The sequence below is a fragment of the Acinetobacter sp. BIGb0102 genome, from assembly GCF_003815055.1.
Taxonomy (GTDB): domain Bacteria; phylum Pseudomonadota; class Gammaproteobacteria; order Pseudomonadales; family Moraxellaceae; genus Acinetobacter; species Acinetobacter vivianii.
The window spans coordinates 46,704-72,183 of sequence record NZ_RKQE01000001.1 but is presented as its reverse complement, the minus strand read 5'-3'; the positions used below and the strand labels follow the sequence as shown (position 1 = coordinate 72,183).

At 42.0% G+C, this 25,480-nt stretch carries 22 protein-coding genes and 1 tRNA gene; 7 read left to right on the top strand and 16 right to left on the bottom strand.

Features of this window, described 5'->3' with window-relative positions:
* Positions 1 to 105: 105 nt before the first annotated feature.
* The 5 genes from EC846_RS00370 to EC846_RS00350 form a co-directional block, all read right to left on the bottom strand.
* Positions 106 to 1,032 (bottom strand): branched-chain amino acid transaminase, encoded by a 927-nt coding sequence (locus tag EC846_RS00370; RefSeq protein ID WP_004775537.1) that lies wholly within the window; start codon positions 1,030 to 1,032, stop codon positions 106 to 108.
* A 30-nt stretch (positions 1,033 to 1,062) separates the two neighbouring features.
* Positions 1,063 to 3,810, bottom strand: coding sequence for a bifunctional [glutamate--ammonia ligase]-adenylyl-L-tyrosine phosphorylase/[glutamate--ammonia-ligase] adenylyltransferase (gene glnE, locus EC846_RS00365; RefSeq protein WP_123773746.1), 2,748 nt, complete (start codon positions 3,808 to 3,810; stop codon positions 1,063 to 1,065).
* 72 nt (positions 3,811 to 3,882) lie between these two features.
* On the bottom strand, positions 3,883 to 5,154 hold the full coding sequence (locus EC846_RS00360) for a sensor histidine kinase (RefSeq protein WP_123773745.1): 1,272 nt from the start codon (positions 5,152 to 5,154) through the stop codon (positions 3,883 to 3,885).
* 329 nt (positions 5,155 to 5,483) lie between these two features.
* Positions 5,484 to 6,920 (bottom strand): hypothetical protein, encoded by a 1,437-nt coding sequence (locus EC846_RS00355; RefSeq protein WP_123773744.1) that lies wholly within the window; start codon positions 6,918 to 6,920, stop codon positions 5,484 to 5,486.
* 452 nt (positions 6,921 to 7,372) lie between these two features.
* A tRNA-Leu gene (locus tag EC846_RS00350) sits at positions 7,373 to 7,459 on the bottom strand.
* Positions 7,460 to 7,639: 180 nt separating this feature from the next.
* On the opposite strand from EC846_RS00350, the gene queA reads away from it, so the two are divergent.
* The 7 genes from queA to secF all read left to right on the top strand — a co-directional run bounded on the left by queA (position 7,640) and on the right by secF (position 15,416).
* On the top strand, positions 7,640 to 8,677 hold the full coding sequence (gene queA, locus EC846_RS00345; RefSeq protein WP_123773743.1) for a tRNA preQ1(34) S-adenosylmethionine ribosyltransferase-isomerase QueA: 1,038 nt from the start codon (positions 7,640 to 7,642) through the stop codon (positions 8,675 to 8,677).
* 175 nt (positions 8,678 to 8,852) lie between these two features.
* Entirely contained in the window at positions 8,853 to 9,881 is a 1,029-nt protein-coding gene (locus EC846_RS00340) for a hypothetical protein (protein WP_123773742.1), read from the top strand.
* Positions 9,882 to 9,943: 62 nt separating this feature from the next.
* Positions 9,944 to 10,513: a LemA family protein gene (locus tag EC846_RS00335; protein ID WP_004775583.1), complete on the top strand. Its 570-nt coding sequence runs from the start codon at positions 9,944 to 9,946 to the stop codon at positions 10,511 to 10,513.
* Between the two features lie 412 nt (positions 10,514 to 10,925).
* Positions 10,926 to 12,056: a tRNA guanosine(34) transglycosylase Tgt gene (tgt, locus tag EC846_RS00330; protein WP_005289237.1), complete on the top strand. Its 1,131-nt coding sequence runs from the start codon at positions 10,926 to 10,928 to the stop codon at positions 12,054 to 12,056.
* Between the two features lie 98 nt (positions 12,057 to 12,154).
* Entirely contained in the window at positions 12,155 to 12,484 is a 330-nt protein-coding gene (gene yajC, locus EC846_RS00325; protein WP_004775585.1) for a preprotein translocase subunit YajC, read from the top strand.
* Between the two features lie 51 nt (positions 12,485 to 12,535).
* Complete coding sequence (gene secD / locus EC846_RS00320; protein ID WP_123773741.1) at positions 12,536 to 14,437, top strand: protein translocase subunit SecD; 1,902 nt, start codon at positions 12,536 to 12,538, stop codon at positions 14,435 to 14,437.
* A 10-nt stretch (positions 14,438 to 14,447) separates the two neighbouring features.
* On the top strand, positions 14,448 to 15,416 hold the full coding sequence (gene secF, locus EC846_RS00315) for a protein translocase subunit SecF (protein ID WP_047429292.1): 969 nt from the start codon (positions 14,448 to 14,450) through the stop codon (positions 15,414 to 15,416).
* Positions 15,417 to 15,499: 83 nt separating this feature from the next.
* Here secF and EC846_RS00310 read toward each other — a convergent pair whose 3' ends face one another.
* Genes EC846_RS00310 through EC846_RS00260 form a run of 11 tightly spaced genes read right to left on the bottom strand, consistent with a single transcriptional unit; the run spans position 15,500 to position 25,477 of the window.
* Positions 15,500 to 16,153 (bottom strand): 4'-phosphopantetheinyl transferase family protein, encoded by a 654-nt coding sequence (locus EC846_RS00310; protein ID WP_123773740.1) that lies wholly within the window; start codon positions 16,151 to 16,153, stop codon positions 15,500 to 15,502.
* 25 nt (positions 16,154 to 16,178) lie between these two features.
* Positions 16,179 to 16,613 (bottom strand): excinuclease, encoded by a 435-nt coding sequence (locus tag EC846_RS00305; protein ID WP_123773739.1) that lies wholly within the window; start codon positions 16,611 to 16,613, stop codon positions 16,179 to 16,181.
* 14 nt (positions 16,614 to 16,627) lie between these two features.
* A complete protein-coding gene (locus tag EC846_RS00300; RefSeq protein ID WP_047429288.1) occupies positions 16,628 to 17,851 on the bottom strand; it encodes a beta-ketoacyl-ACP synthase in 1,224 nt (407 codons plus the stop codon).
* Positions 17,851 to 18,576: a 3-ketoacyl-ACP reductase FabG2 gene (locus tag EC846_RS00295; RefSeq protein ID WP_123773738.1), complete on the bottom strand. Its 726-nt coding sequence runs from the start codon at positions 18,574 to 18,576 to the stop codon at positions 17,851 to 17,853. The genes EC846_RS00300 and EC846_RS00295 overlap by 1 nt, the downstream gene beginning before the upstream one ends.
* Before the next feature lie 8 nt (positions 18,577 to 18,584).
* The gene (locus EC846_RS00290; RefSeq protein ID WP_123773737.1) at positions 18,585 to 19,022 is read right to left on the bottom strand and encodes a 3-hydroxylacyl-ACP dehydratase; all 438 of its coding nucleotides are present in this window, start codon (positions 19,020 to 19,022) and stop codon (positions 18,585 to 18,587) included.
* Positions 19,023 to 20,225: a beta-ketoacyl-[acyl-carrier-protein] synthase family protein gene (locus EC846_RS00285; protein WP_123773736.1), complete on the bottom strand. Its 1,203-nt coding sequence runs from the start codon at positions 20,223 to 20,225 to the stop codon at positions 19,023 to 19,025. It lies immediately after the preceding gene.
* Entirely contained in the window at positions 20,222 to 20,776 is a 555-nt protein-coding gene (locus EC846_RS00280; RefSeq protein ID WP_123773735.1) for a DUF3261 domain-containing protein, read from the bottom strand. Before EC846_RS00280 ends, EC846_RS00285 begins: the two co-directional genes overlap by 4 nt.
* 1 nt (position 20,777) lies before the next feature.
* Positions 20,778 to 22,073: an NAD(P)/FAD-dependent oxidoreductase gene (locus EC846_RS00275; RefSeq protein ID WP_123773734.1), complete on the bottom strand. Its 1,296-nt coding sequence runs from the start codon at positions 22,071 to 22,073 to the stop codon at positions 20,778 to 20,780.
* Between the two features lie 24 nt (positions 22,074 to 22,097).
* Positions 22,098 to 24,410, bottom strand: a complete 2,313-nt coding sequence (locus tag EC846_RS00270) for an MMPL family transporter (RefSeq protein ID WP_123773733.1) — start codon at positions 24,408 to 24,410, stop codon at positions 22,098 to 22,100.
* Positions 24,385 to 25,056 (bottom strand): LolA family protein, encoded by a 672-nt coding sequence (locus EC846_RS00265; RefSeq protein ID WP_123773732.1) that lies wholly within the window; start codon positions 25,054 to 25,056, stop codon positions 24,385 to 24,387. Before EC846_RS00265 ends, EC846_RS00270 begins: the two co-directional genes overlap by 26 nt.
* On the bottom strand, positions 25,049 to 25,477 hold the full coding sequence (locus tag EC846_RS00260; protein WP_004775601.1) for an acyl-CoA thioesterase: 429 nt from the start codon (positions 25,475 to 25,477) through the stop codon (positions 25,049 to 25,051). The genes EC846_RS00265 and EC846_RS00260 overlap by 8 nt, the downstream gene beginning before the upstream one ends.
* Positions 25,478 to 25,480: the final 3 nt, after the last annotated feature.

Sequence of the window (25,480 nt, the reverse complement as noted above, 5' to 3'; positions counted from 1 at the left end):
GCACTGAATATATTGCCATCTTAGCATAGAGCCTAGGCTTTTTTTTACTATTAATTCGTCAATAAAAAAGCGAAGCCTAAGCTCCGCCTTTGCGCTGATTTGAACTTATTTGATATAAGTTAACCAGTGTGCATATTTCTCATTACGGCCTTGAACCGCATCAAAGAAAGTCTTCTGGATTTCAGTGGTAATCGGACCACGTGAACCACAACCGATTTCACGGTCATCGTATTCACGAATTGGCGTGACTTCAGCCGCAGTACCAGTAAAGAATGCTTCATCTGCAATGTAGAATTCATCACGCGTGATACGGCGCTCAACCACTTCATAACCCAAATCTTTGGCAATGGTAATAACTGTTTGACGGGTAATCCCTTCAAGCGCACCACCAGCCAGATCAGGTGTATGTAGTACGCCATCTTTGATCAGGAATACGTTCTCGCCCGCACCTTGGCAAACAAAGCCTTGTGGGTCAAGCAACATTGCTTCGTCATAACCTGAACGTGCAACTTCCTGATGTGCCAGAATTGATACCGTATAGTTACCACATGCTTTTGCTTTACACATGGTCACGTTAGGGTGATGGTGCGTGAATGAAGAGGTTTTTACACGAATACCACGTGCCATTGCCTCTTCACCTAAATATGCACCCCAACCCCATGCCGCAACTGCTGCATGAATGGTGTTTTCTGTCGCTGCAATGCCAAGCTTTTCAGAACCAATCCAGATCAATGGACGTAAGTAGCAAGAAGCCAGTTTATTTTCACGCACAACATCAATTTGTGCTTGTTCTAATGTCGCTTGATCAAATGGAACATTCATTTGATAAATTTTTGCTGAATTTAATAAGCGCTTAGTGTGATCTTGCAAACGGAAGATTGCAGTACCATTCGGTGTTTCATAAGCTCTGACGCCTTCGAAGACACCCATACTGTAGTGTAATGTGTGAGTCAGGACGTGAATTTTTGCATCACGCCAATCAACCAATTTTCCATCTTGCCAAATAAAACCATCACGATCAGCCAAACTCATCGCACATACTCCATTTTCTTTTTTACACAATTATTCACTTTCCAATGCTATCGCAGTTGGATCAATTAATCTTTGCCATAACTTGCAAACGATCTCGCGGGTATCGTGCCAATCCGCAGCATTAACTTGCATAGATTGGTTTGCAAGTGCTAAACGGTGGCTCTCAGCTCGTTCACGGAGATAAGCGTGTATTAATGCTGTGGCATCTTCACTGGATAAGCAGCCTGCTTTAGCAGCATCTTCTAGAATTCTTACATTATCGGAAAAATGGGCGAGATCTGTATTCGTCCCACTCCATGCAAGTACAGCATACTGTGCCATAAATTCGATATCAACGATACCACCTGAGTCCTGTTTTAAATGAAAAATACCATGTTTTTTTTGCTCAGAAGATGATCCCAAATGATCTTTCATCTTTTGACGCATTTTTAACACTTCTTCACGCACTTCATTTTCATCACGAACTTGCGTCAGGATCTGGCAGCGAATCTGCTCAAATTGCTGGCATAAACCTTGATCACCCGCAATCGAACGGGCACGGACTAAAGCCTGATGTTCCCATAACCATGCGTTTTTCTGTTGATACTGTTCATAGGCTTTTAAACTGGTGACCAACATACCTGCTTCACCCGAAGGTCGCAGGCGCGTATCAATTTCATAGACACGTCCATCAAGAGTTTGCGTGGTCATCAGCGACATAAACTTCTGTGCCACCCGAATGGCAAACTCAGCCCCACTAATGCCTTTGCGACCATCGGTTTCACTTTGCTCTTCAAGCGCATGAATAAATACCAGATCCAGATCTGAGCCATAACCCAGCTCAATGCCGCCTAATTTCCCATACGCAATCACCGCGAAGCCTTTACGGTCCAGACCACAACGTTGCCCGTCATTACCCAAAGGATAACCATGCCGCGCAGCGACAGCTTCATAGGCCAAACGTAAGGTTGCCTGTACGCTGACTTCGGCAATATCGGTAAGTGCATCCGACACTTTCATTAAAGGGCTTTCTGCCAACACGTCACTGGCAGCGACCGTCAATACATTGCTCTTTTTAAATAAGCGCAATACCCGCATCTGATCTTCGACTTGGTCAATCTCAATCCGAAGCAATTGCTGACGCAGAGAATCTTCCAGATCCTGTCGCTGCGGCAGACCAAAATCCATAGACAGGAATTCATCTAAAAGCACTGGATATTGCGCCAGTTCTTCACAAATCCACGGACTGACGGTCGACATTTTTACCAGTCGCTGTAATGCACCACGGCTTTCCATCAGCATCACCAGATACACGGTACGGCGTAATACAGATTCAACCAAAGGCATTAAACGTAATAAAGCCACTTGCGGCTGATCAGACTGTAAAATCGCTTCAATCAAATGTGGCCAAAATTTCTTTAAGCGCTCTAAGGCACTGGCAGGAATTTTACGTAAGGCTTGTCCATGCCAGAAGTTTTGAATCAGATTCTTGGCATTGTCATCAAGTACTGCATTGAGTTTTTGCTCAAGCTGAACGAAATCATCTACAGGTTCAGAAAATTCTTTTTCTTGAATCAACTGTTTAAACTGGACTTTGACCTTGTCACGCTTCTTATTCAATAGCTCTAGGAATGCAGGCCAATCTGCAAAGCCTAATGTATCCAGCATCCGTTGTCTCAGTTCAGGTTCCGTTGGTAAGGACTGGGTTTGCTGATCATTCAAGGCCTGAATTGCATGCTCCACCCGTCTTAAAAATAGATAAGCATCTTCCAGATCAATCACCGCCTGCTGATCCAGCAACTCCGCTTCACCTAAATGATGCAAATTGACCAGACATTGACGATCTTGCAGTTCACGCTTCGATCCACCGTAGATCAGCTGGAACACCTGCACAATAAATTCGATTTCACGAATCCCGCCTGCGCCAAGCTTAATATCCTCTTCGATATTACGGCGCATGACTTCACGCTCAATCATCGCCTTCATTTCACGCATGGCCGCGAAAGCAGAATAATCAACATAACGGCGGAATACGAACGGACGCGACATCTCCAGTAACTCTGCACCCGCTTTGCCGCCCGTAATCACGCGTGCCTTAATCCATGCATAGCGTTCCCATTCACGCCCATGCTGGCTCAGATATTTTTCCAAACCACTATGGCTAATCGCCAAAGCCGAGCCATCGCCCCACGGACGCAAGCGCATATCGACACGGAATACAAAACCATCGGCAGTAATGTGATCCAGTAGGTAAATTAATTTCTGTCCCCACAAAATGCAGAACTGCTGCACATCAATACATTTACGCCCATTGGTTTCGCCCTGTTCATCAAAGGCAAATATCAAATCGATATCACTAGACAGATTCAGTTCTTGAGCGCCCAGCTTACCCATGCCAATGACAATCAGATCCTGCAACTGGCCTGAATAACCGATCGGTTCACCATGCTTGGCGAGTAAAGGTGGTAATGCAAAATCTTTGGCGGCACAAATACTGGCATCAGCAAAATCAGATAGTTCGCGCGTTAGTGTGACCACATTGGTTAATTGATTGGCATCTTGCCAAATCCAGCGAAACATCAACTTGGCACGTAAAATACGTAAAGCCTTCATCCATGCTTGTTCATTACTGCATTCAGCCACAGCCTGCTGAACTTTTTGATAGATGGTTTCAGTCGACAATGCATCAAGAAAATGATCTTGGTTATAATCTTGTTCTAATTCTGCTTGGTATAAATTTAAAACTTGTTCAGCGTATTGGCTTGCGACCAAGGTTTTTTGTAGCTGTTCCGCATTCATATAAAAAGGCTCGACTGATGTCATCTCATCTTGGTTAGTTATATCAGTTACAAGCTTATCTTTAAAATCTCTTTAGACTAATTTTGCTTTGGTTTTTGCCTGACTTGTACATAAATCAACCTGCTCACGTTCTATCGGAAGCAGCACTGTAAATACTGTGCCTTCCTCTTCATTGGAAGTCACATTGATTTCACCCAGATTCATTTCCACAAAGCGCTTGCATAAACTTAAACCGAGTCCAGCACCCTTTTCTCCTGCGGTACCTTTATAGCTCATGGTAATACGTGGCTGAAATAAATCTTTAATTTGTTCTTGGGTCATACCTAAGCCTGTGTCTTTGACATAAATTTCGACATAGGTACCTTTATGTTGCGCCTGAATATAAACTTTGCCAGAACCATCGACATCGGTAAATTTCAGTGCATTGGAAACCAGATTCTGAATCACCGAAGTAATCATATTCATATCGGCATAGACTTTCAGGTTTTCATCGACTTCGTTAATCAGTTGAATATTCTTTTTAATCGCCAAAGTTTTCAGGATATCGGTCACAATATTGGTGATCTGACGTAACTTGAAGTTAATGGGATGATAGACAAAGCGCCCACCCTCTGCCATTGCCCAATTCAGTAAGCTTTCCAATAAGTTATAAGTCGACTGCGAGGTATCATAAAGATAATCGGCAATATTCTGAATACTCGACTCATCCAAGGTATCACGTTCTTTCGCGAGTATTTCCGAGAAGCCTAACAAGCCATGAAATGGTGCACGTAAGTCATGGGAAATAATGGAAAAGAATTTGGTTTTACTAAAATTCAGTGCAGCCTCTTGTTCGTATAATTCTTTAAGTTCATCATGGTTAAATTTTAATTCCAGCTGTTGCATGAAATTGACACTATGCTCTTGCAACAGTTGTTTTTGTAATTCACTAAAGCCTTGTGCAGCCTCATCAAACAGGATGATATAACCGAGTGATGTCTGGTCTGGATGCCTGAGGTGTAAGGCAATCGCTGACTGGACTTTCTTTTTAATCGGATGTAAAAATGCCAATAGGGTTTGATATTGCGGATGGTCACAGTCGACCAAATCGCCATTCACAAATAGGGTATTTAAGCTTTTGGTAATCTTGGAAGCATCAATCGCTTGTAACTTTTCAGGACAACGATGCCAAAGGTACGGTTCCTGATGAAAAGCGAGTAGTGCAGTACTGGCTTGCATCAATTTACGGTTAAACTGTAAAAATTGCTCAAGCAGGTTCTGCTCTGAGTTTAGCCCCAAAGAAAGAGAGATTTTACAAGCACTTAACTTTTCGGCTTGCTGTAGTTCTAATAATTGAATCGCCATTCCCGCCTCTCGAATATTATCGTTATACGGTTCTTTACGTTTTATAGAAAAAATGTGAAAACTATCACTTAGTATTAACAAACTTTAACAGAAAAGGCAATTGTTGATTCAATCAATTCGCAACAAAACGTGAAATTTCATTGAATTTTAACTTGGGGTAATTCCAACATTAACTATGTTTAAGAAAATACCTTTTTTGTGAATTTACATGATTAGAGAAACCAGAAGTCTGCCACACCAATATTAAAGCAGACTTCGAAAGAAATATTGAGAAAGGAGCATTTACATAAAACACTAGACGATTAGAATTAAATCTTACAATTATAGGATTAATTAGTATTAGACCTATCTGTAGCAGACTCTACATCTTTCTTAGTAGTTTTAGAGGCATCTAAAACTACTGAAGTTTGTTCAACAACTTTACCTAACAGTTGTGTAATATTATTAGGCAAGTCTTTCAATTTTTGATTTAAATTCTGTTCTTGTTCATCCTTACCAAAGTAAACATCTACGAGTTTTTCATGTATTTCTTCTTTCTTAGCTTCTGACATATCTGCAATAAATGATTTAAGAGCAGTTAAACGTAAAAAAACTCCTTCGTTCTTTTTCCAATATATATAACTTTTCGATGCTAGCCTTGATGTGAATGCTATAGTAGAAAAAATTAGAATTGAAAATATAAGTCTTAATCCAAGATAAGCTAAATCAAGCGAAGTATAATAACCGATATGGTTAGTAGCAAAGTCACTTAAACTTGAATAAGAAAAATATATAGCAAAACTTATAATTGCAAGACTCAAAAAATTAAAAAAATAGTAGGAAGTCATTTCAAAATTAGCTTTACTTTTATAGTCATCTGTTAATTTAATTGAAGTCTCATCACTAATAAAATCTTTAAAACCTCTTGAAGTTTTTTTAATTGAATTTACCTCTTGCGTAATTAGTGATTCAGTTTCATCTAAATCCTTGACAAAATCTTTCAATACAGCAACTGTATTATCATTTATTTTCTTCTCAACACGATCTGCTCTAACCTTCAACTCTGTATCAAACTCGCTAATTTTTTTATTAAGCTCATCATTCAAATTAAAAATATTTGCATTAATATCAGTCAACTGACTATATATACCTTTTACTTTCTCACTAATATCCAAATATGATTTATTTAAATCATTTAGATCATCATTAGTTACATTATATTTTGAAACCACAGATTTAATTTTATTTTCAAATGAAATAAAATTTACTTCAATCTCTTTTTTCTTTTCATTCGTATAGTTATAAAAGTCATTTTCTATCTTTAGCATACCTTCAGAAGAGGATTTGTATTTAGATTTAATCTCTCTGTAAAATTTTAAAAAATCCAACCTCAATCTATTCACACTTTCAAAAGAATCTATAATCATCTTATAAAACTGAATATCATCCTCAAAATAACCTTGTTTCATATAATTTAAATCTATTGATTTCATTCTTTCTTTTAAATTTGAATTATATTGTTGAATTATATTTGCATCCAATCTATCAACAAAATCATTATTTAAAAACCCCTCTTTATCACCAACTCTACTTGAGATATCTTTCAAAAAATTATCAAAAATATTACTTATATTATTATCAAAAAGAAGAAGCTCTTTTTTTATTTTTTCCACAGCCTCCATATAAACTTCTCGGACTCCCTTTTTATTTAATAGACCCAGATAATCCTCCACAAGCACTAAAGATTTAGATACTTTTTCTCTTGAAATTTCCAACTCTTCAAACATACCCACAATATCTTTATCAGTTTATTATCATGCATTTTACACAATTCAAAAAAATTTAACACTATGAATTAGCGCACCACAACTCTATTTATAGACTCAAATTAACCATAGCATTTTATCAAAATAGCATCTTCTTATCTTATATAAATAAAATAAGAATTAAAGTTATATAAGATAATAAAACTAAAATTTTTTGACTAAAAAAATTAAATTATATCACAGCAGAATTTGTGACAGACATAGGAATCTGAAACTATTTTTCGCATGAGATGAAAAGACAATCCTAGACTTTCTTGCATAAAATATTTTCATGCAAAATAAAAATTTCAATCATTTTTTATAAAAATAATTCAACCAGCGAGTTAATCACTATTTATTACCCTATTTATAATCTTTTATTTTCCCATTAAAAAACCCCAAGCCTTTAATACCAGCTTGGGGTCTTTGAATCTTGGTCCCGAGGGTCGGACTCGAACCGACACGTCATCTCTGACAGCGGATTTTGAGTCCGCCGCGTCTACCAATTTCACCACCTCGGGAAGAGTGCGATGCTTTGTGTTGCGTATAATAACCTGTTTGATTTTATTGTCAAACACTAACTCACGCTTATTGCTCACTTTTAAATCACTCAGATATTTTTCTGCTTATAAACACACGAACTCAGCGAGAAAACACAAAAAAGACTATACTACGCCCAATTTTTGCAATGTTTCCGATGTATGCAACTCTCCGACTTTTCGTTTGATCTCCCCGATGAACTTATTGCTCGCTATCCGTTAGACAGCCGTAGCGCATCTCGCCTGCTCCATATCGATAGCCAAGGTCAATACCATGACCATGCGTTTACCGATATTCTCGATCTACTTGAAGATGGTGATTTGCTGGTACTGAATGACACCAAAGTCATGAAAGCACGCTTAAAAGGAAAACGTGCTACAGGCGGCGCAATCGAAGTGCTGGTTGAACGTATGTTGGATACCCACACTGCCCATTGCCATATCAAATCAAGTAACTCACCAAAAGCAGGCGCAGAACTGTATATCGGTGAAGATGCTGTACCTGTCACCGTACAAGGTCGCCATGAAAATCTGTTTGTGGTGAGGTTTTCACAACCGATTTTGTCGATACTGGATCAATACGGTCAGCTCCCGATTCCACCTTATTTCAATCGTGAAGCCGAAGAGATTGATACTGAACGTTATCAAACCGTGTTCCATGATCCTGAAAAAATTGCCAGTGTTGCTGCACCAACAGCTAGTTTGCATTTCGACCAAGGCTTATTAGAAAAATTAGAAGCAAAAGGTGTGCAAAAAACCTTTGTCACTTTACATGTCGGTGCAGGAACATTTATGCCTGTACGCACTACAGACATTACCAATCACATTATGCACAGTGAATGGTGTGATGTTCCACAAGCCACGATTGACCTGATTTTGGCAACCAAAGCACGCGGTAATAAAGTGATTGCGGTAGGCACTACGGCGACCCGTGCGCTGGAAAGTGCAGCGCAAGCCAATCAAGGCAAAATTGCAGCGTGGACAGGCGATACGCAGATCTTTATTTATCCAGGTTATCAGTTCTGTATCGTGGATCGTTTGATTACCAACTTCCATTTACCAGAATCGACCTTATTAATGCTAGTTTCAGCTTTGTCGAATCGGGATAATATCTTGGCTGCTTATAAACATGCAGTGGAACAACGTTATCGCTTCTTTAGTTATGGCGATGCGATGTTGGTGGACAAGCTCGATGCTTAAAACAGATCAATAGGCTAAATTCAGGTTTAGCCTATTTTTTTTCAGAATAGATTAAACAGGCCACTGTTTATTAAAATAAAAAATACCGCCCAATTCAGATTATACCCTTCTTAGTTTCTGAAATTTAAAGCATAATTCAGTTCATACAAAGCAATTATAATGAAATAAAACCTCCATGCCGATCGATACAGTACAACAAGCTCTCCATATCCGACGTAAAAAAAATGCGCAGGTGTTCCGAAATATCGCCCGTTTGTGGGAGGCTGGACAAAAATCGCATAGCGATCAGGATTTGTTAGATGCGCTGCATCCTTGGCGTGAAGACCATAATCTTTGTTTCTTTAATGCCCTTCCCTACCTGCTGGGCATCATCAGTATCGGAACGCTGGTCTTCGGCTATTTTCTCCATCCGCATATTCAATACATCTGGAGTCTGCTCGGGGCATTTCTGACCGGTTTTCTCGCTTATCTATTGTATGAACCGCAAGAACCACTGACTCGTGTGATTCGTTATTTAGAAGAACGCATCACGGTATTGCGTTATGGTTTACAGTTCCAGCAACTGCCTGCTTATTTACCCATTCAGGCGCAACCACTACTGGTGATGAGTAAATTAAAGCAACATTTTCCCTTATTTAATCGTGGCAGTGAATCCAACGACATCACGCACTATGCATCAACGACGTGGAATGATGGCACGACCACGCATCAAGTGCTGCTTTTTCAATATCACTACGTCAATGAAATGCCAATTTTGCAAGATCAAGGCAATGATAAGAAAATCGTCAAAGAAATTCATAAAGATTTGTGGGGTGCCTTTATTTTTCAAATGCCCAACTTAGGGATTGCTGTCAGTAATCAGCGTTCCCGTTTTTTTGAACCCTACACCAGTTCATGGCAAAGCAGCGATATTTTGATTAATCAGGAATTGAATATTTTTGGACTGAATCAACATCAGTTAGCCAAGGAAATCAGCCCGAGTTTAACCTTAAAATTACATGATTTTTTTCAACATTTTACAGGTGATTTAATTTATCATCATCAAGAGCAAATCCTGTGTTACGTGGGCGAACAAAATCTTTTCCAAACCGCCAGTAAACGCAGTGAAATTCATGATATTCCAGCATTACGCGGACACTTGCGCACTATGACCATGCCGCAATATCAGAAATTTCAACAGTTGATGCTAAATGTAATTCAATAATTCTCCCAAGCTCTCTTTTAATAAAGCGAGAATTTAAGGGAAATAACAATAAGGGGAATGTGATGACAGGTTTACTGATCTTCTTGGGGATTTTTGTAGTACTAATCGTATGGGGCGTTTCTATTCGCAACAACATCGTACGATATTTTAATGCCACCAAACGTGCGTGGTCAGAAGTGGCTAACTTCGAGCGTCAAAAAGTAAAGACATTGGAAGCTCTCGAAGCGACGCTGGATCAATATACCCAGTTTGAAAAATCAACTTTGGAAAAAGTCACTGAGTTACGTCAGCAGATTCTGAATCTTAATGTCAATGACACGGATATTTCACAGTTACAACAGATTGAGAAAATGAGCAAAGAGCTGATCCGTAGCTTGAATGTGGTGGTCGAAAATTATCCTGAACTGAAAGCGGATGCGCTGTATAGCAAAATGATGGATGACATTCAGGAACAAAATGAAAATGTTGGTGCTGCTATCACCATCTTTAACCGTAACGTGGAATTGTTTAATAACCAGATCGAAGTGTTTCCAAACAACTTGATCAATACCCTGACTTTATCCAAGAAGACGATTCGTCCTTTTAAGGATAATCTCGCGACTGAAAATTTTGACTATAAGCCGAATTTTTAGTGCGGTAGTTAAACATATTAGCGTCTTATAGTTATCTCACTCATTTCAGTAAAAACCTTCGGTTGGAGTTACTTTTGTTTTGGCAAAAGTAACCAAAACCCTTGCACAGCTTTAATCGCTGTTCATAGACTGACGGTACAGGTACATCCCTGCTACCGCAGTCTAACGCGGCGGCATCCATGCCGCCATCTCGATAGCAAATTTCCTCACAAATGTCGCATTACAAAATGCAAAAACCTTATTCACGTAAATCAGTATTTGCTCATCAACATTCGAGCAAATATCACCAAAAACTTATCAAACTAAATCTATTTTATCTCTCGCTACATTTAGTAGTAGAACTGGACGCCATAATCAAGGAAAATAGCCGCTTTTGATCAGCGAACTGTTTTTTCGCCTTGATGGATAGTGTATGAAATTTGAAAAATTAGGCCAGTCGGGGCGCGCCCGTCGTGGTCGACTCACTTTAGAGCATGGTGTGGTTGAAACACCTGTATTTATGCCGGTCGGTACTTACGGTACTGTGAAAGGCATGTTGCCACGCGATATTGAAGACATTCAGGCACAAATTATTCTGGGTAATACCTTCCATCTTTACTTACGCCCTGGCTTGGAAGTCATTAAAGAGCACGGTGGTCTGCACGAGTTTATCAAATGGGATAAACCGATTTTGACCGACTCTGGCGGTTTCCAAGTCTTTAGCTTGGGCGCAATGCGTAAGATCAAAGAAGAAGGTGTCACCTTCCGTTCGCCAATCGATGGTTCAAAAGTATTCCTGTCTCCAGAAATTTCGATGGAGATTCAACAGGTACTCAATTCAGACATCGTGATGATTTTTGATGAATGTACCCCTTACCCTGCGACACATGAAGAAGCGCAAAAATCATTGCAGCTTTCTTTACGCTGGGCAAAACGTTGTAAAACCCACCACCATGATGAGCTTAAGAATAAAAATGCTTTATTCGGCATCATTCAAGGTGGCATGTACGAAGACCTGCGTGATGAGTCACTGAAAGGCTTGTTAGAAGTTGGTTTTGATGGTTATGCGATTGGTGGCTTGTCGGTAGGTGAACCGAAAGAAGAAATGATCAAGGTACTTGATTATTTACCAAACAAAATGCCACAAGACAAACCACGTTACTTGATGGGTGTAGGTAAACCAGAAGATATCGTGGAAGCGGTACGCCGTGGTGTAGATATGTTTGACTGCGTGATGCCAACCCGTAATGCACGTAATGGTCATTATTTTGTGACCGATGGTTTGGTTAGAATCCGTAACAGCAAATATCGTCATGATAAAGGGCCATTAGACCCACATTGCGATTGCTACACTTGTAAAAACTTTACGCGCGCCTATTTATATCATTTAGAGAAGTGCGGTGAAATGCTGGCGTCAATGCTCGGCACAATCCATAACTTGCGTTACTACCAACGCCTTACGCAAGGTATGCGTGATGCACTGGATAACGGCACATTTGATGAATACGTTCAGGACTTTTATGCACGTCGTGGATTAGACGTTCCACCTTGCCCTGAAGATTAATTCATCAAGATTTGCGCCTGATCGCAAGACAAGGTACATTGCAAAACGAATTGGAATTTATTGTTAATTTTTTGGCTTTTTAATTTTAGGAAAACGAAATGAGTCTTTTCATCTCTACTGCTCACGCTGCCCCTGCTGCGACACAAGGTCCAAGCTTGATGGCTAACTTGTTGATGATCGCGGTATTTATCGCAATTTTCTACTTCTTGATCTGGAGACCACAAGCGAAACGTGCCAAAGAACATCGTTCTTTGATCGAGAGCTTGGGTGTAGGCAGCGAAATCGTGTTTGCTGGTGGTTTAATGGGGAAAATTATCAAACTCGAAGGTGACTTTGCAGTTGTTGAACTCACTCGTGGTGTTGAAGTAAAAATCCAGCGTGCGAGTGTCATTTCAGTATTACCTGAAGGCACATTAAATAACCTTTAATCATAAAATAGTCGTGCCTCAGCACGACTTTTTCATTTAAGAAGAAAGCGAATGCGTTACCCTGCATGGAAATATTTACTGATCCTGGTTGTCCTTGTGATCAGTACGTTATATGCACTTCCAAGTCTGTATCCAGATGAACCTGCTGTCCAGATTTCTGGGGCCAAAGCAGGCACCAAGATTGATCAGACCATCGTGCAAAAAGCTGAGCAGATTTTAAAAACTGCCGATATTAGCAGTCACGACAATAGCTTCACCAACAACGCGGCATTATTACGTTTAAATTCTTCTGAAGCGCAGTTAAAAGCGAAAGAAGTCCTTCGTCGTGATCTCGGTGATGACTATGTAGTTGCACTCAACCTTGCACCAACCACACCTGAGTGGTTGCAAAAGATTGGTGCGAAACCGATGAAACTCGGTTTGGACTTACGTGGCGGTGTACACTTCTTGCTCGAAGTCGACATGGATAAAGCAATTAGTCAGCGTATGGAAACATCTGCGACTGATTTGCGTCGTCAATTCCGTGATAACAAAATCAAATTTAACAATCTGGCGTTAAACAACAACACCATTACTGTCCAGTTTGCAAATAATGCAGACCGTGATGCAGCGACTGATTTCTTGCGTCGCAATGGGAATGAGTTTACACAACAGGCTGTTGCGACTTCATCTGGTGCAACCTTAAGACTGAATTATACCGATACACGTCGTCAGGAAATTCAATCTTATGCAGTCAACCAAAACTTAACCACCTTACGTAACCGTATTAACGAACTAGGTGTGGCAGAAGCTTTGGTACAAACACAAGGTAGCAACCGTATTGTGGTTGAATTACCCGGTGTCCAAGATACAGCGGAAGCAAAACGTGTCTTGGGTCGTACAGCAAACTTAGAATTCCGTCTGGTTGCGGATAGTAATGATCAATATATCGATCCATATACGGGTAAATATAACGGTCAGCCACTTCCTCCAGGCACTGAAGTGTTCGCTTACCAATCACTTGATAGCGGTCGTCAGTTGCTGTTGCAACGTAACCGTATCTTGACGGGTGAACGTGTTCAGAATGCAAGCTCTGGCTTTAGTCAGGACTCAGGCGGCGCCGAAGTAAACATCACGCTAGACACTGCGGGCGGTAAGCTCATGTCAGATGCAACGCGTGGTGCTGTCGGCAAACGTATGGCGGTACTGTTTATTGAAAATAAACAAAAAATCTCTTACGTTGCAGACCCGAATACTGGCGTTCAAACCGAAGTTCGTACCCCATATACTGAATCTGTCGTGATCAATGCTGCAACCATTCAGGCGGTGCTTGGTTCACAATTCCGTATTACCGGTCTAGATTCACCACAAGAAGCGGCTGAACTTGCCTTGATGCTTCGTGCAGGTGCACTTGCTGCGCCGATGTACTTCGTAGAAGAACGTGTAGTTGGTCCAAGCTTAGGTCAGGAAAACATTGACAAAGGTGTGTTATCGACTCAGATCGGCTTCTTACTGGTTGCGATCTGGATGGTTGTATTCTTCCGTTTATTCGGTTTAATCGCAAACTTTGCCTTGGTTTTTAACCTTGCCATGATCTTAACCGTGATGTCTTGGATTGGAGCTTCCCTCACCTTGCCAGGTATTGCGGGTATCGTCATTACCATCGGTATGGCGGTCGATGCCAACGTCCTGATCTGTGAACGAATACGGGAAGAAATGCTCTGGGGCGCCTCGCCAAAACAGGCGATTGTGGCGGGTTATGATCGAGCCTATAACACCATTCTTGACTCGAACTTAACCACATTCCTCGTTGCGTTTATCTTATTCGCTATTGGTACAGGCCCGATTAAAGGCTTCGCTGTGACCTTGATGATTGGTATTGTGTGTTCGATGTTTACTGCAATTACCGTAACTCGTGCCATCGTACAGCTCATTTATGGCAAACGCCGTAATTTGAAAAAGTTGAGTATTTAAGGAGATTCACATGACTGATCTGACTCAACAAGACTCAAAACAATACGGTCGCCCGGATAACCTGAAAATTATCCCGTTCATGAAGATTGCCAAACCTGCGGCTATCTTCTCGATCCTGCTGACGATTGCGAGTATCTTCTTTATCGCGACCAAAGGTCTAAACCTCGGTTTGGACTTCACTGGTGGTATTTCTGCTGAATTGAACTACAAGCAAGGCGTGCAGCCATCGCAAGTGGTGCAGGCACTGGATCGTGCTGGCTTTAAAGATGCAGTAGTACAAACTCTAGGAAGTAATACGGATCTGATCGTCCGTATGCCTGTACAAGAAGATCTGGACGTCGAAGACCTTAGCAATAGTATCACCAAAGCCGTTCAATTGCCAAATAACACCGTAGAAGTTCATAAAGTGGACTCTGTCGGCGGTGCAGTAGGTAATGAGCTTTATGTGCGTTCTGCGGGTGCAGTGGCGCTTGCATTGATCTTGATGCTGATCTACGTGACCATCCGCTTCGAGTTTAAACTCGCGATGGGTGCGGTCATGTCGTTATTCCACGACATCGTCATTATTATCGGTGCATTCGCATTGTTCCAGTGGCCTTTCGACTTAACCGTATTGGCTGCGGTACTTGCAGTGATTGGTTTCTCGCTCAACGATAACATCGTTGTATCGGATCGTATCCGTGAGAACTTCCGTAAGATTCGCGGTGCCACACCTCGTGAAATCGTTGATATTGCACTGACAGAAACCTTACGTCGTACCATCCACACCTCGATGACTTTATTACTCGTGGTCCTTGCCATGATGTTCTTGGGTGGTGATGGCTTACACTGGTTCTCTGTTGCCATGTTTGTCGGTGTATTCGTGGGAACTTACTCATCGATTTATATCGGTACAGCATTCGCTTTATGGCGTGGTCTGAATCGTCAGGACTTTATTGTTCAAGTTAAACCTGAATTTGAAGAAGAAGAGATTCCTTAAATCCCTCTCCTCTTGGATTCAAATAAAATGCCAGCAATTGCTGGCATTTTTTATCGCGTTAAAATCTGCTATACCTGTCGATCTTAATGCTGAACAATCTGAATTTTTGGAAACTGAAAACCTCGGCAAGACTGCTCTGCCCGCCATGCGATAGTCACCACGATTTTCTGGTTCAGGATAAAGTTCTGATACGCAAAAGTTCCAATCAATGGATGTGAACACATGCCGCCCTGATTTGAGGGATGAACCTGCGTATTCAAGCTATTCAGATCCAGACGAATCCCTAAACCAGAGGCTTTTAAAATCGCTTCTTTGGTGGTCCAAACTCTAAACCAATATTCCAGATCCTGATCTTGCTGTTGCCAAATCTGGTATTCCTCGGGATGAAATGCATGCTGCGCCAAAGCATCGTAACGGACTTTTCGATCTAGCTCCTCAACATCAATACCGATATCTTGAACACGCTCACTCATTGCCAACGCATAATATTGCTGACTATGCGAATGATTAAAATGTAAGGAATGAGAGCTTAAAAAAGGTTTGCCATGCTCATGTTTGGCAAAAATCAATTTATCTATGCAGCAATCCAGTTGATGGGAAAGCAACTGATTACGTCGGGCCTGAATCTGCTGTTTTTTATAATGATTAAAGCTTCTTAAATCAGCAAAATCTGTTTTATTCTTTTCAAGCAGTTGAGCCAATGCCTGAACATGGATTTCAATTTCACGTGTCGTCATTGGCTTAACCTGATCTTATCTATGCTTAAAATTTAACAAGATCGCCTTTGAGCGCAACACTCGCTACCGCCATGCCTTTATAGCATTGATAGGTGCTTGAGCTTTGTGCTTCATTCTTTTTAAAATAGCTCACAATATTCGTCACAGCATTGGCGCCACGTGCTTTCGCAGCTTTGTCTAACTGTATCAATGCAGAACGAAGTACCCAGTCACATGACTTTTCAGCCGACTTACCAAAGCCATTGGTCTTCTGATTGGTCACGATATCTTGTTCTAACACCTTGCCACCTGCTTTATTTCCTTTCAGGTAGAACTTTACGCTCCCATCTAAAGTACCATCCGCAACTGCACGATCCACAGCAGCTTTAAAATCAAAATTATGTACAGTATCGGCAGCTTGAACAGATGCGGCAAAACCTGTGCTTAAAATTGTTGCTAGAAATAATTGTTTCATTGACATTATTATGCCCCTCGTTATGTTACACGTTTAAAAATCAGTGACGTATTAATACCGCCAAAAGCAAAGTTATTGCTCATCATTATATTGATATCACTCGTTCTTACCTGCTGAGTAATATAATCCAGATCACCGCATTGTGGATCAATTTCATCCAGATTCAGGGTTGGAATCAATTGTCCGCGCTGCATCATTTCAATTCCTAACCACGCCTCGATCGCACCACAAGCACCTAAAGTATGTCCAAAATAGCTTTTTAAGGAACTAATCGGTTTACGTCCTAATATTCGTGCAGTGGCCTGACTTTCTGCAATATCCCCCTGATCGGTAGAAGTCCCATGTGCATTGACATAATCAATCTGGCTGGCATCCAGCTTGGCATCTTTAAGCGCCATTTGCATGCATTGTCCCATTCTTTCAGTATCAGGTCTGGTGACATGCTGTCCATCGGTATTGCTTGCATAGCCAATAATTTCAGCATAGATCGTGGCGCCACGCTGCTTGGCATGTTCATATTCTTCAAGAATCAAGCTACCCGCACCTTCACCAATCACTAAGCCATCACGTTGTGTATCAAATGGACGAGGTGATTTTTCAGGATGATCATTCATTCCACTGGTGGCCAATAGCACATCAAAGACGGCTGCCCCTGCGGCACTCAGTTCCTCTGCGCCGCCTGCAATCATGACAGTCTGTTTGCCATATTTAATCGCCTCATAAGCTTGACCAATAGCCATTGAACCTGAGGTACATGCACTTGAAGTCGGTAAGGTTAATCCTTTTAAACCGAAGTAGACCGTCATATTCACGGCGCTGGTATGGGACATCATCCGGATATAAGTGGTGGCATTGATCTTACTCATATCCTGATCAATCAACATATTACCAAACTCGCGAACGGCATCGACGCTACCCGCCGAAGAACCGAAAGCCACGCCAGCATCGCCACTTTTCAGGATTTCGTGATCAATAAGTCCCGCATCCTGTAATGCATTTTCCGCACTGATCACGGACATAAGCGCAACACGTCCCATGCCACGCGTGACCTTACGATTAAAATGCTTGGCAACCTGAAAGCTGCTAACAGGTCCCGCCAGCTTGGTTCTTAAATCTGGATATTGCTCCCACTCAGGCATATAGCAAATGCCACTTTTACCCGCATGGAATTGCGCAAAAATTTCATCCGCAGTTTCACCTAATGAGGTAATACCTGCCATGCCTGTAACCACAACACGCTTCATCAGATCAGTCCTCCATTGACCGAAATCACCTGACGGGTAATATATGATGCCTCATCTGAACACAAGAATTTCACCACACCAGCAACTTCATCGACGTGTCCCATGCGTTGCATTGGAATCATTTTTAAGGCGTGCTCTTTAACTTCTTCAGTGACCATTTCGGTTTCAATCAGGCCTGGTGCAACACAATTCACCGTAATTTTGCGCTTGGCTAATTCCAGAGCCAATGCTTTAGTCGCGCCGATCAGCCCTGCTTTTGCTGCACTATAATTCACTTGTCCACGATTGCCCATAATCCCAGATACCGAAGACAGTGTGACAATACGTCCACCTTTACGTAAATGGATCATTGGCATAATCAAAGGCTTAAGCACATTATAAAACCCATCTAACGAGGTCGAAATAACTTCATCCCAGTCCTGATCGGTTAAAGCTGGAAATGCACCATCATGGGTAAGACCTGCATTCAGCACCACACCATAGAATGCTCCATGCTGCTCAACATCTTGTTCTAATAAGTTTTTAACCAGTTCCCGTTCATTCACATCAAATAATAAATAATGGCTGTTTTGCCCAAGACTTTGAATCTGCTCGACCACTTGCGCGGCTTCAGCTTCACGCGAACGCGCATGAATGGTGACATCAAACCCCGCTCGAGCCAGTTGCAATGCAATTGCTTTACCAATGCCACGACTTGAGCCTGTCACTAATATTCTTCTATTCATTGTTGTTCCTAAAACGATAAAGTCTGTGTCGATGGATCTGTCGGCTCATAAACACTTAACATGGCACTAATCACCTGCGCATTGCAGTGAATTTCACAAGAAAACTGCCCTAAGCCTTCATGCAGATATTGCTGTTCAACTCGAATTTTCAGTGTCTGTCCAACTGCAAAATAGGCAAAAGGTAATTGAAGTTTTCGCGTTCCCAACAGGAAACCAACCTTAGGCGCTTGCTGTAATTGTTGCCCCATCCAGCCTGAATAAGCACTAATGGTCTGTGCCATAATTTCAATGCTTGTCCATGTTGGCAAACCTGCTGCTTCACAGAACATTAACTCAGGGCGAATGGTCAGTTCAGCAATCGCATAACCGTCATTGGCTTCAACCAGATGATCAATAAAGACCATGGGCTGTTCGTGCGGAATATATTGAATTGCATCCAGTTTCATTTATGTTCCCACACCAAATAATAAGCTGATATTACTGCCCCCAAAGGCAAAAGAGTTACTCAACACATAATGAATACTCTCAGCCAACTGAGAATCAGTGACATAGTGCTGATCAGCCAAATCAGGATCAATTTCTGTGTGTTGATGTAAGGGCAACCAGTTCTGATCTTTTAATAGCTGGGTACAAATAAAAGCCTCTATCGCCCCCGCCGCACCCAAACAATGTCCTGTCTTGTGCTTGGTACTGCTTAATGCCACATGCTGAGCAGAGAAGATTTGCCGAACTGCCTTGATTTCCATTGCATCATTTTGCGGTGTGGCAGTCCCATGCAAATTGATATATCCCACCTGTTCAGGTGTAACCACGGCACTCTCTAAAGCACGCTGCATTGCTGTCGCAGCCCCTAAACCTTCAGGATGAGGTGCAGAAATATGCCATGCATCCATCGACTCACCCACACCGTAGAGCATGATAGGTGCAGATGCCTTGGTTAGTAAAAATAATGCAGCAGCTTCACCAATATTAATTCCATCACGATTGACACCGCAGGGTTGGCAAATATCAGCAGATAAGCTTTCCAGACTATTAAACCCGTTTAAGGTCAATTGACATAAGCTATCGACACCGCCCACCAGTACGGCATCTGCCAATCCAACCTGAATTAAACGCTGTCCCGCAGCAAATGCTTTGGCACTCGATGAGCAAGCCGTCGAAATGGTATAGGCAGCGCCCTGCCAATCTAAATAATGTTGCAGTGCTTTTGCCAGACAGCCCATTTCCTGTGGCTGATGTGAAATTTCAAGCGTTTCATCGCCATTAAAATACCGCTTGAGTAATTTCTCACTGTCAGAAATGCCTGAGGTTGAAGTTCCCATCACAATACTGAGACGTTTTGGATTAATCCCCGCAATCTGCTGTTGGAGCTCAACCTCAATTTTTTGCAGCGCAGTCAAGGCAAAACGTAGATTTCGTGAATCAAGTGTCTTTAAAGATTCTGGCACGGTTTCAATTAATGCATCTGCATAACGCCCTACCCAAACTGGACGATCGGCTAAAAATCCTGTTTCCAGTGTCAGGGTATTGTCAGGCGTCGTTAAGCGTTCGCGAATGTGCTGAATATCCTGACCTAATGCGGATAGTCCGACACTGAGGGGAATACCAACCGCTTGCAACGGTGCTTGCTGAGATAAAGAGTGACTCATGGCTGCATCCCTTGCTCAGGTTGATCACTATTTAAGGTATTTTCAATCGGACTTAAAGTCATTCGATAAGGGACTTGCACATTATCCAGCTCAATTGAACTGCCATTTTTCTGGATCTGCAAAATGACTTTCTGCTGAATCAACACCTGTTGTTGATGCTCGCCATTGTTAACAGTGACGCCTTGCTGTCCCAAAGTTGCAAATTCAGGATAAGTTGCAAATAAAATATCCCGAACCACAAACTCAAAAGGAAGTAAGCGCATCTGGTCAATGCGTTGCTGCACCTTGACTTGCTGTCCATCAAACTGGAGCTGAAACAAGGCTTGTCCTGTCAGCCCCAAACCCACCAGACTAAGCTGTTGTCCCTGCTGCTGCTGATATAGCAAAAAACTAAAGCTCTTGTCTTTCCACTGCACTTCAACTTGATCTTGTCGTTGATATTGCTGCGCAGGCCAATGACTGCTTTGCAGCCCTTGCGCATGCGGTGTCAGCTGACAGCCCGTAAATAACAATACACTACAGCACAATAGGCTGGTCCAAATCCGTTGCATATTAAACCTCAAAGGCTTTCTCATGCGCCACACCATCACGGCAATACTCAGCCAGAGTACTTAAACGGCGCTTGGCATTTTTATGAATTGGATTGTGATCATCCCATGCATATCCCGCCAAAAGTGAGGAAATCATACGGCGAATTCCTTCATTTTGATGCGTTGCAAATACCACATCCTGAAATTCACCTTCATACCAGGACTCCACATAAGCACGGAACACCTGAATACCTTTACGTAAAGGCATTTCATATTCCTGCATCCAGTCCACTGGTTCACCTTGCAACATACGGTCAAGCAAAGGAATCGCCAGACTGGAAGATTTCAGTGCGATGGTTACACCCGAAGAAAATACCGGATCAAGAAACTCTCCCGCATTGCCGAGTAAAGCGTAATTACGCCCTGCCAAATGTTTTACATTGGCGGAGTAACCGACCAAAGTACGCACTGGTGTATCAAATTTTGCTTGCTGCAACACCGCAGATAAAGCGGGATCATCTGCCAGAATGCGTTTCAATAATGCTTCTGGCTCATTTTGTGTCGCATCTTCCACATGATAATGGTCAAAGAAATCCTGTTCTGCCACCACACCAAATGATGCGCGACCATCCGCAAAAGGAATCAGCCAGTACCATGCACGGCGATCTTTTTCATGAACCGTGATCAGAATTTTCTCACGATCGAAATCGGCACGGTCACCAATACCATCTTCAATATGGGTAAATAAGGCACGACGAACAGGAAAATTTGACGGACTTTCTAATTCTAGAAACTTCGGTAAGATGCGCCCGAATCCACTGGCATCCAATAAAAATCTAGCCTGAATTTGATAATGTTGTTGTGATTCATCCATCACCGTCAAAATCGGATGTTCAGTCTCAACATCGACTGCAATCACTTCGTGCCCAAAGCGTATATCAGCACCATAATGCTGTGCCTGCTGAGCCAGTAAATGGTCAAAATCAGCACGGCGAACTTGCCACGTTGTACCAGGGCCTTCACTAAATTTCTCAGTGAAATCATAATGGCTACGTTTTTCACCACACAAAAATGCAGCACCATTTTTAAACTGGAAAGCATGCTCTTCAACATGCGCACGCACCGTTTCCAATAGTCCCGCTTCTTCCAGAAACACCATACATTGTGGCAATAGCGATTCGCCAATTGAAAAGCGTGGAAAATATTGCTTCTCAATCACCGTCACAGCATAGCCTTTTTGACGAAGCAAGGCTGCGGCTGAACTGCCCGAAGGCCCAGCGCCTATAATCACCACATCTGTGTGTTGTAAAGTACTCATCTCATCCCCTAAAACTTAAATCTTCTAATGCTCTTGTAAGTTCACAATATGTTTTTGATCTGCTGGTGTAAGCAATGTCGCATAAATAAATGAAAAGATGACGCCCAATAAAACCGTTAAACCGAAACAATGAATTGCATAGGTATGACTTAATGATAATAAACCAAAGCCCAATAAGGTCGACATCATACACAAAAACAGTGCCATGCCAACGATCTGGGGATGATCATGTCCATGTCGATAGAAAATCGCATAATCCACGCCAATCCCGATAATCAGGAAAGTTCCCATGATACTAAACAGGTTAATTTCCACACCCAACCATGCTTGAATCGCAAACGTCGTCAATAACGCCAAACTGACTGGTAGAACCAGCGGCAGGATTGAACGCTTGCCATAGATGATACCCAACCCGATAGCCAAGCTCAGCAAAGCATAAATCAGTAAGTGCTGGGCTTGCTGGCGATGCTGTGCAAAAGCATGCGAAAGCGTACTGACCGGTTGCTGAAAATCAATATGGGACGATTCCAGTTGCTGCAATATATCGACCTGTTTCACCCCACTGACCATCACCAGACGTTCAGTTGGATTAGGCTGTAAAAATGCCAATGGATGCTGCTGAAAAACCTGTTGTGTCAATAAAGGTTGCTGCTGCAATTGCTGTTGCCACTGCTGCACATCTGCAAACTTTAAACCCATGCTTTCTGCATAGTTTTTCAGTGCTGTTGCTGGAATTTGCTGAAGCAATTTCACATTTTGCTGTTGCTGAGCGAAGGGTGGAATCCATTGTCCCAAGGCCTGAAAGCTTTCAATCTGGCCTTGCGCCTGCAAGTGTTGCAGTTGCTGGACTAATTTTGACTCCTGCTGTTCAAGCTCCGCATTTGAGTTTGCCCGCACCACAAAATAGTCACTACTTTGCTGTTGCCCAAACAGAGAACGAATATACTGATCTTCCTGTTTCAGCTTGCTGTCCATGCTTTGCAAATTACGAATATCATCATTCGCTTGCAATGCAAATAGACTGACGCCACCGATCACCAGAATAGTTAAAATAAAGCCATAGCGAACTTTCTGATGCTGCTGAAACCATTGTCTCACCTGCCCGATCCAAACTAGACGGCGAATTGCAGGCTGTGCATTTAAAGGCGGTAAGCGTGGCAATAACAAGACACTGGTGATCCATGCCGCAACCAAGCCCACAATCGAAAAGACCGCAATTTGTCTAAAGGCAGGAAATGGCGTGAAGCTTAGAAAAATATAAGCCACCACCGTTGTCATTAAGCCCATAAACAAGCTGGGTAACAACGGGGTTAGAATTTTAAAGCCATCCAGCTGACGGTGCTGGGATTGCATCGCCATAAAATAGAAAGAAAAATCGACACAGACCCCGATTAAACTTGCCCCAAACACCAGCGTCATCAGATGAATTTCCCCAAACACCAGATGGGTGACTGCAAATGCCAGCAAGCTGCCTGTTGATACAGCAATAAATTCAGTGATGAGTGGACGAAATGAACGGAAACCGAACCAGACCAATAAAATTAATCCAAACGTCGAGCCTAACCCAATGGTTGAAATTTCCTGTTTCGCCGACTGCGTGCCGAAATTAGAAAATAAAATGGTTCCAGTCCAATGTGACGTTACTTTGAGCTGTGTAAGCTGCGGTTTGAGCTGCTCAATCCAGCCTGTGACCTGTTCCTGATAATCGATGTTATAAGGACTATTCTTTAATTCCAACACCAATAAACGTGATATTTTATGCTCATCATGAATCGTGGCGAATCCGTCTTCCAACTCGATATGATTTCCCGCCTGATTTACCACATTTAGCATATAACGTGGAAATAACAGCAACGGATCCTGCTGCAATGAGGTCGCAGTAATCGGCATGCCGACACTCATGAGTTGCATCAAGCTTTGCTCAGTGAGTGCTTCATAATCCTGTTGCTGTAAAAACTGCCGATCTTGCTGGCTCAGTAAGCCTGCTCGATGCTGATATAACTGTTTGGAAAATTGTTCTAAATCGAGTTGTGGCTTAAGCGGCTGCCATAAATCACTGTGTTGCAGTTTCTGCTGGAACAGTTGAGTCGCTTGCGCTAAGGCCTGTTGATCTGAGCTCTCTAAAACGACAAAAACTTTCTCATTCAGTTGATCGCTTATATATTTCTGAGTTTGCGCGAGTTCAGGATTTTGCTGTGTTTCAGGCAACAGAGCAAAAATATTGGTCTGGATATGAATATCCTTTTTCAACCATGCCACTGCAAGCGCAAGTCCAACAATGGTTAAAAGAACTAACCAGATGGCAGTAAATTTATTTTGCCAATTGGAAAAGCGCATCTTCAGCAGCCGTGAGTTGGTTCGGTTGAGTATTTTGATTACGGAATAAAATCGTGGTGCTGTTATTGCCCTGTTCCTGAATCACAATTTTATTCACATATTGCTGTCCTTGTGCATCTATTCGCACAAACAGCTTTTTAAATAATCCTGATTTAGGTGTCAGAGCAACGTTCCAGCCTGTTGGTCGATAATCCGCTGAAACAACATTAAAATTCTTCGCCAGTGCCTTTTCATCACCAGACATCAACTGTAAGAATAAAGTCGCAACTGAACTATAAGGTGACTGATCAATCTGAATCTGGCTATAGGTTCTCTGTGTTTTCTGGACGAGTTTCTTTTGCGTAACGATCAGATCTGCCTGAACAGGACGCTTAATTTGCCACAGCACGCCATTAGATTTGGCAAAGGTCAAGGCACCATTAGAAGTAAAGGTTTTATTCAAACTGGCGAGTTTCTTTTGCTGCTCAAAATCAGCACGTACGATGTCACTTTTAGACAGCTGCTTAAAAATTGAAGATACCTGTTCGGTATTGGCAGAAGCAGCCACACTGAAACCAAGCAATAAACTCCACACAACACTGTGCATTGCTAACCAGTGACGTTTTTGCAGCAGGCGCTGTAAGATATTCGAGAGCAGATTAATCATGATGATGCTCCTTAAATGCATCCCAAGCATTCAAACAGTCCAGTAAAACTTGCGGAGACTGAAAACACATTTCACGATTGGCAATGTTTACCGCAACTTGTGTGGTATAACCCTTGGTTAAACGGCGCCCGGTTTCTGCATCCAGAATCAAATACTCGATTTTTAAACGATTCTCCCACTCTTTTAAAATGGCACGGACTTTGATTTTCTGTTCAAACTCAATGCCCTGTACATAACGCACATGACTTTCAATCACGGGCCATGCATAGCCTGATGCTCTCATCTGGTTGTAGTTATAATTAAACTGTTCCAGCAACTTACAACGGGCGATTTCAAAATACTTTAAATAATGTCCATGCCAGACCACATTCATGGTATCAACATCATGAAAAGGAATCTCAATGATTACATCTGCCTGCATTAT

What these genes read in the sequence shown, in the direction of transcription:
- EC846_RS00370 (WP_004775537.1), bottom strand. Translation starts at nt 1,032, where the DNA reads ATGAGTTTGGCTGATCGTGATGGTTTTATTTGGCAAGATGGAAAATTG.
- glnE (WP_123773746.1), bottom strand. Translation starts at nt 3,810, where the DNA reads ATGAATGCGGAACAGCTACAAAAAACCTTGGTCGCAAGCCAATACGCT.
- EC846_RS00360 (WP_123773745.1), bottom strand. Translation starts at nt 5,154, where the DNA reads ATGGCGATTCAATTATTAGAACTACAGCAAGCCGAAAAGTTAAGTGCT.
- EC846_RS00355 (WP_123773744.1), bottom strand. Translation starts at nt 6,920, where the DNA reads ATGTTTGAAGAGTTGGAAATTTCAAGAGAAAAAGTATCTAAATCTTTA.
- queA (WP_123773743.1), top strand. Translation starts at nt 7,640, where the DNA reads ATGCAACTCTCCGACTTTTCGTTTGATCTCCCCGATGAACTTATTGCT.
- EC846_RS00340 (WP_123773742.1), top strand. Translation starts at nt 8,853, where the DNA reads ATGCCGATCGATACAGTACAACAAGCTCTCCATATCCGACGTAAAAAA.
- EC846_RS00335 (WP_004775583.1), top strand. Translation starts at nt 9,944, where the DNA reads ATGACAGGTTTACTGATCTTCTTGGGGATTTTTGTAGTACTAATCGTA.
- tgt (WP_005289237.1), top strand. Translation starts at nt 10,926, where the DNA reads ATGAAATTTGAAAAATTAGGCCAGTCGGGGCGCGCCCGTCGTGGTCGA.
- yajC (WP_004775585.1), top strand. Translation starts at nt 12,155, where the DNA reads ATGAGTCTTTTCATCTCTACTGCTCACGCTGCCCCTGCTGCGACACAA.
- secD (WP_123773741.1), top strand. Translation starts at nt 12,536, where the DNA reads ATGCGTTACCCTGCATGGAAATATTTACTGATCCTGGTTGTCCTTGTG.
- secF (WP_047429292.1), top strand. Translation starts at nt 14,448, where the DNA reads ATGACTGATCTGACTCAACAAGACTCAAAACAATACGGTCGCCCGGAT.
- EC846_RS00310 (WP_123773740.1), bottom strand. Translation starts at nt 16,153, where the DNA reads ATGACGACACGTGAAATTGAAATCCATGTTCAGGCATTGGCTCAACTG.
- EC846_RS00305 (WP_123773739.1), bottom strand. Translation starts at nt 16,613, where the DNA reads ATGTCAATGAAACAATTATTTCTAGCAACAATTTTAAGCACAGGTTTT.
- EC846_RS00300 (WP_047429288.1), bottom strand. Translation starts at nt 17,851, where the DNA reads ATGAAGCGTGTTGTGGTTACAGGCATGGCAGGTATTACCTCATTAGGT.
- EC846_RS00295 (WP_123773738.1), bottom strand. Translation starts at nt 18,576, where the DNA reads ATGAATAGAAGAATATTAGTGACAGGCTCAAGTCGTGGCATTGGTAAA.
- EC846_RS00290 (WP_123773737.1), bottom strand. Translation starts at nt 19,022, where the DNA reads ATGAAACTGGATGCAATTCAATATATTCCGCACGAACAGCCCATGGTC.
- EC846_RS00285 (WP_123773736.1), bottom strand. Translation starts at nt 20,225, where the DNA reads ATGAGTCACTCTTTATCTCAGCAAGCACCGTTGCAAGCGGTTGGTATT.
- EC846_RS00280 (WP_123773735.1), bottom strand. Translation starts at nt 20,776, where the DNA reads ATGCAACGGATTTGGACCAGCCTATTGTGCTGTAGTGTATTGTTATTT.
- EC846_RS00275 (WP_123773734.1), bottom strand. Translation starts at nt 22,073, where the DNA reads ATGAGTACTTTACAACACACAGATGTGGTGATTATAGGCGCTGGGCCT.
- EC846_RS00270 (WP_123773733.1), bottom strand. Translation starts at nt 24,410, where the DNA reads ATGCGCTTTTCCAATTGGCAAAATAAATTTACTGCCATCTGGTTAGTT.
- EC846_RS00265 (WP_123773732.1), bottom strand. Translation starts at nt 25,056, where the DNA reads ATGATTAATCTGCTCTCGAATATCTTACAGCGCCTGCTGCAAAAACGT.
- EC846_RS00260 (WP_004775601.1), bottom strand. Translation starts at nt 25,477, where the DNA reads ATGCAGGCAGATGTAATCATTGAGATTCCTTTTCATGATGTTGATACC.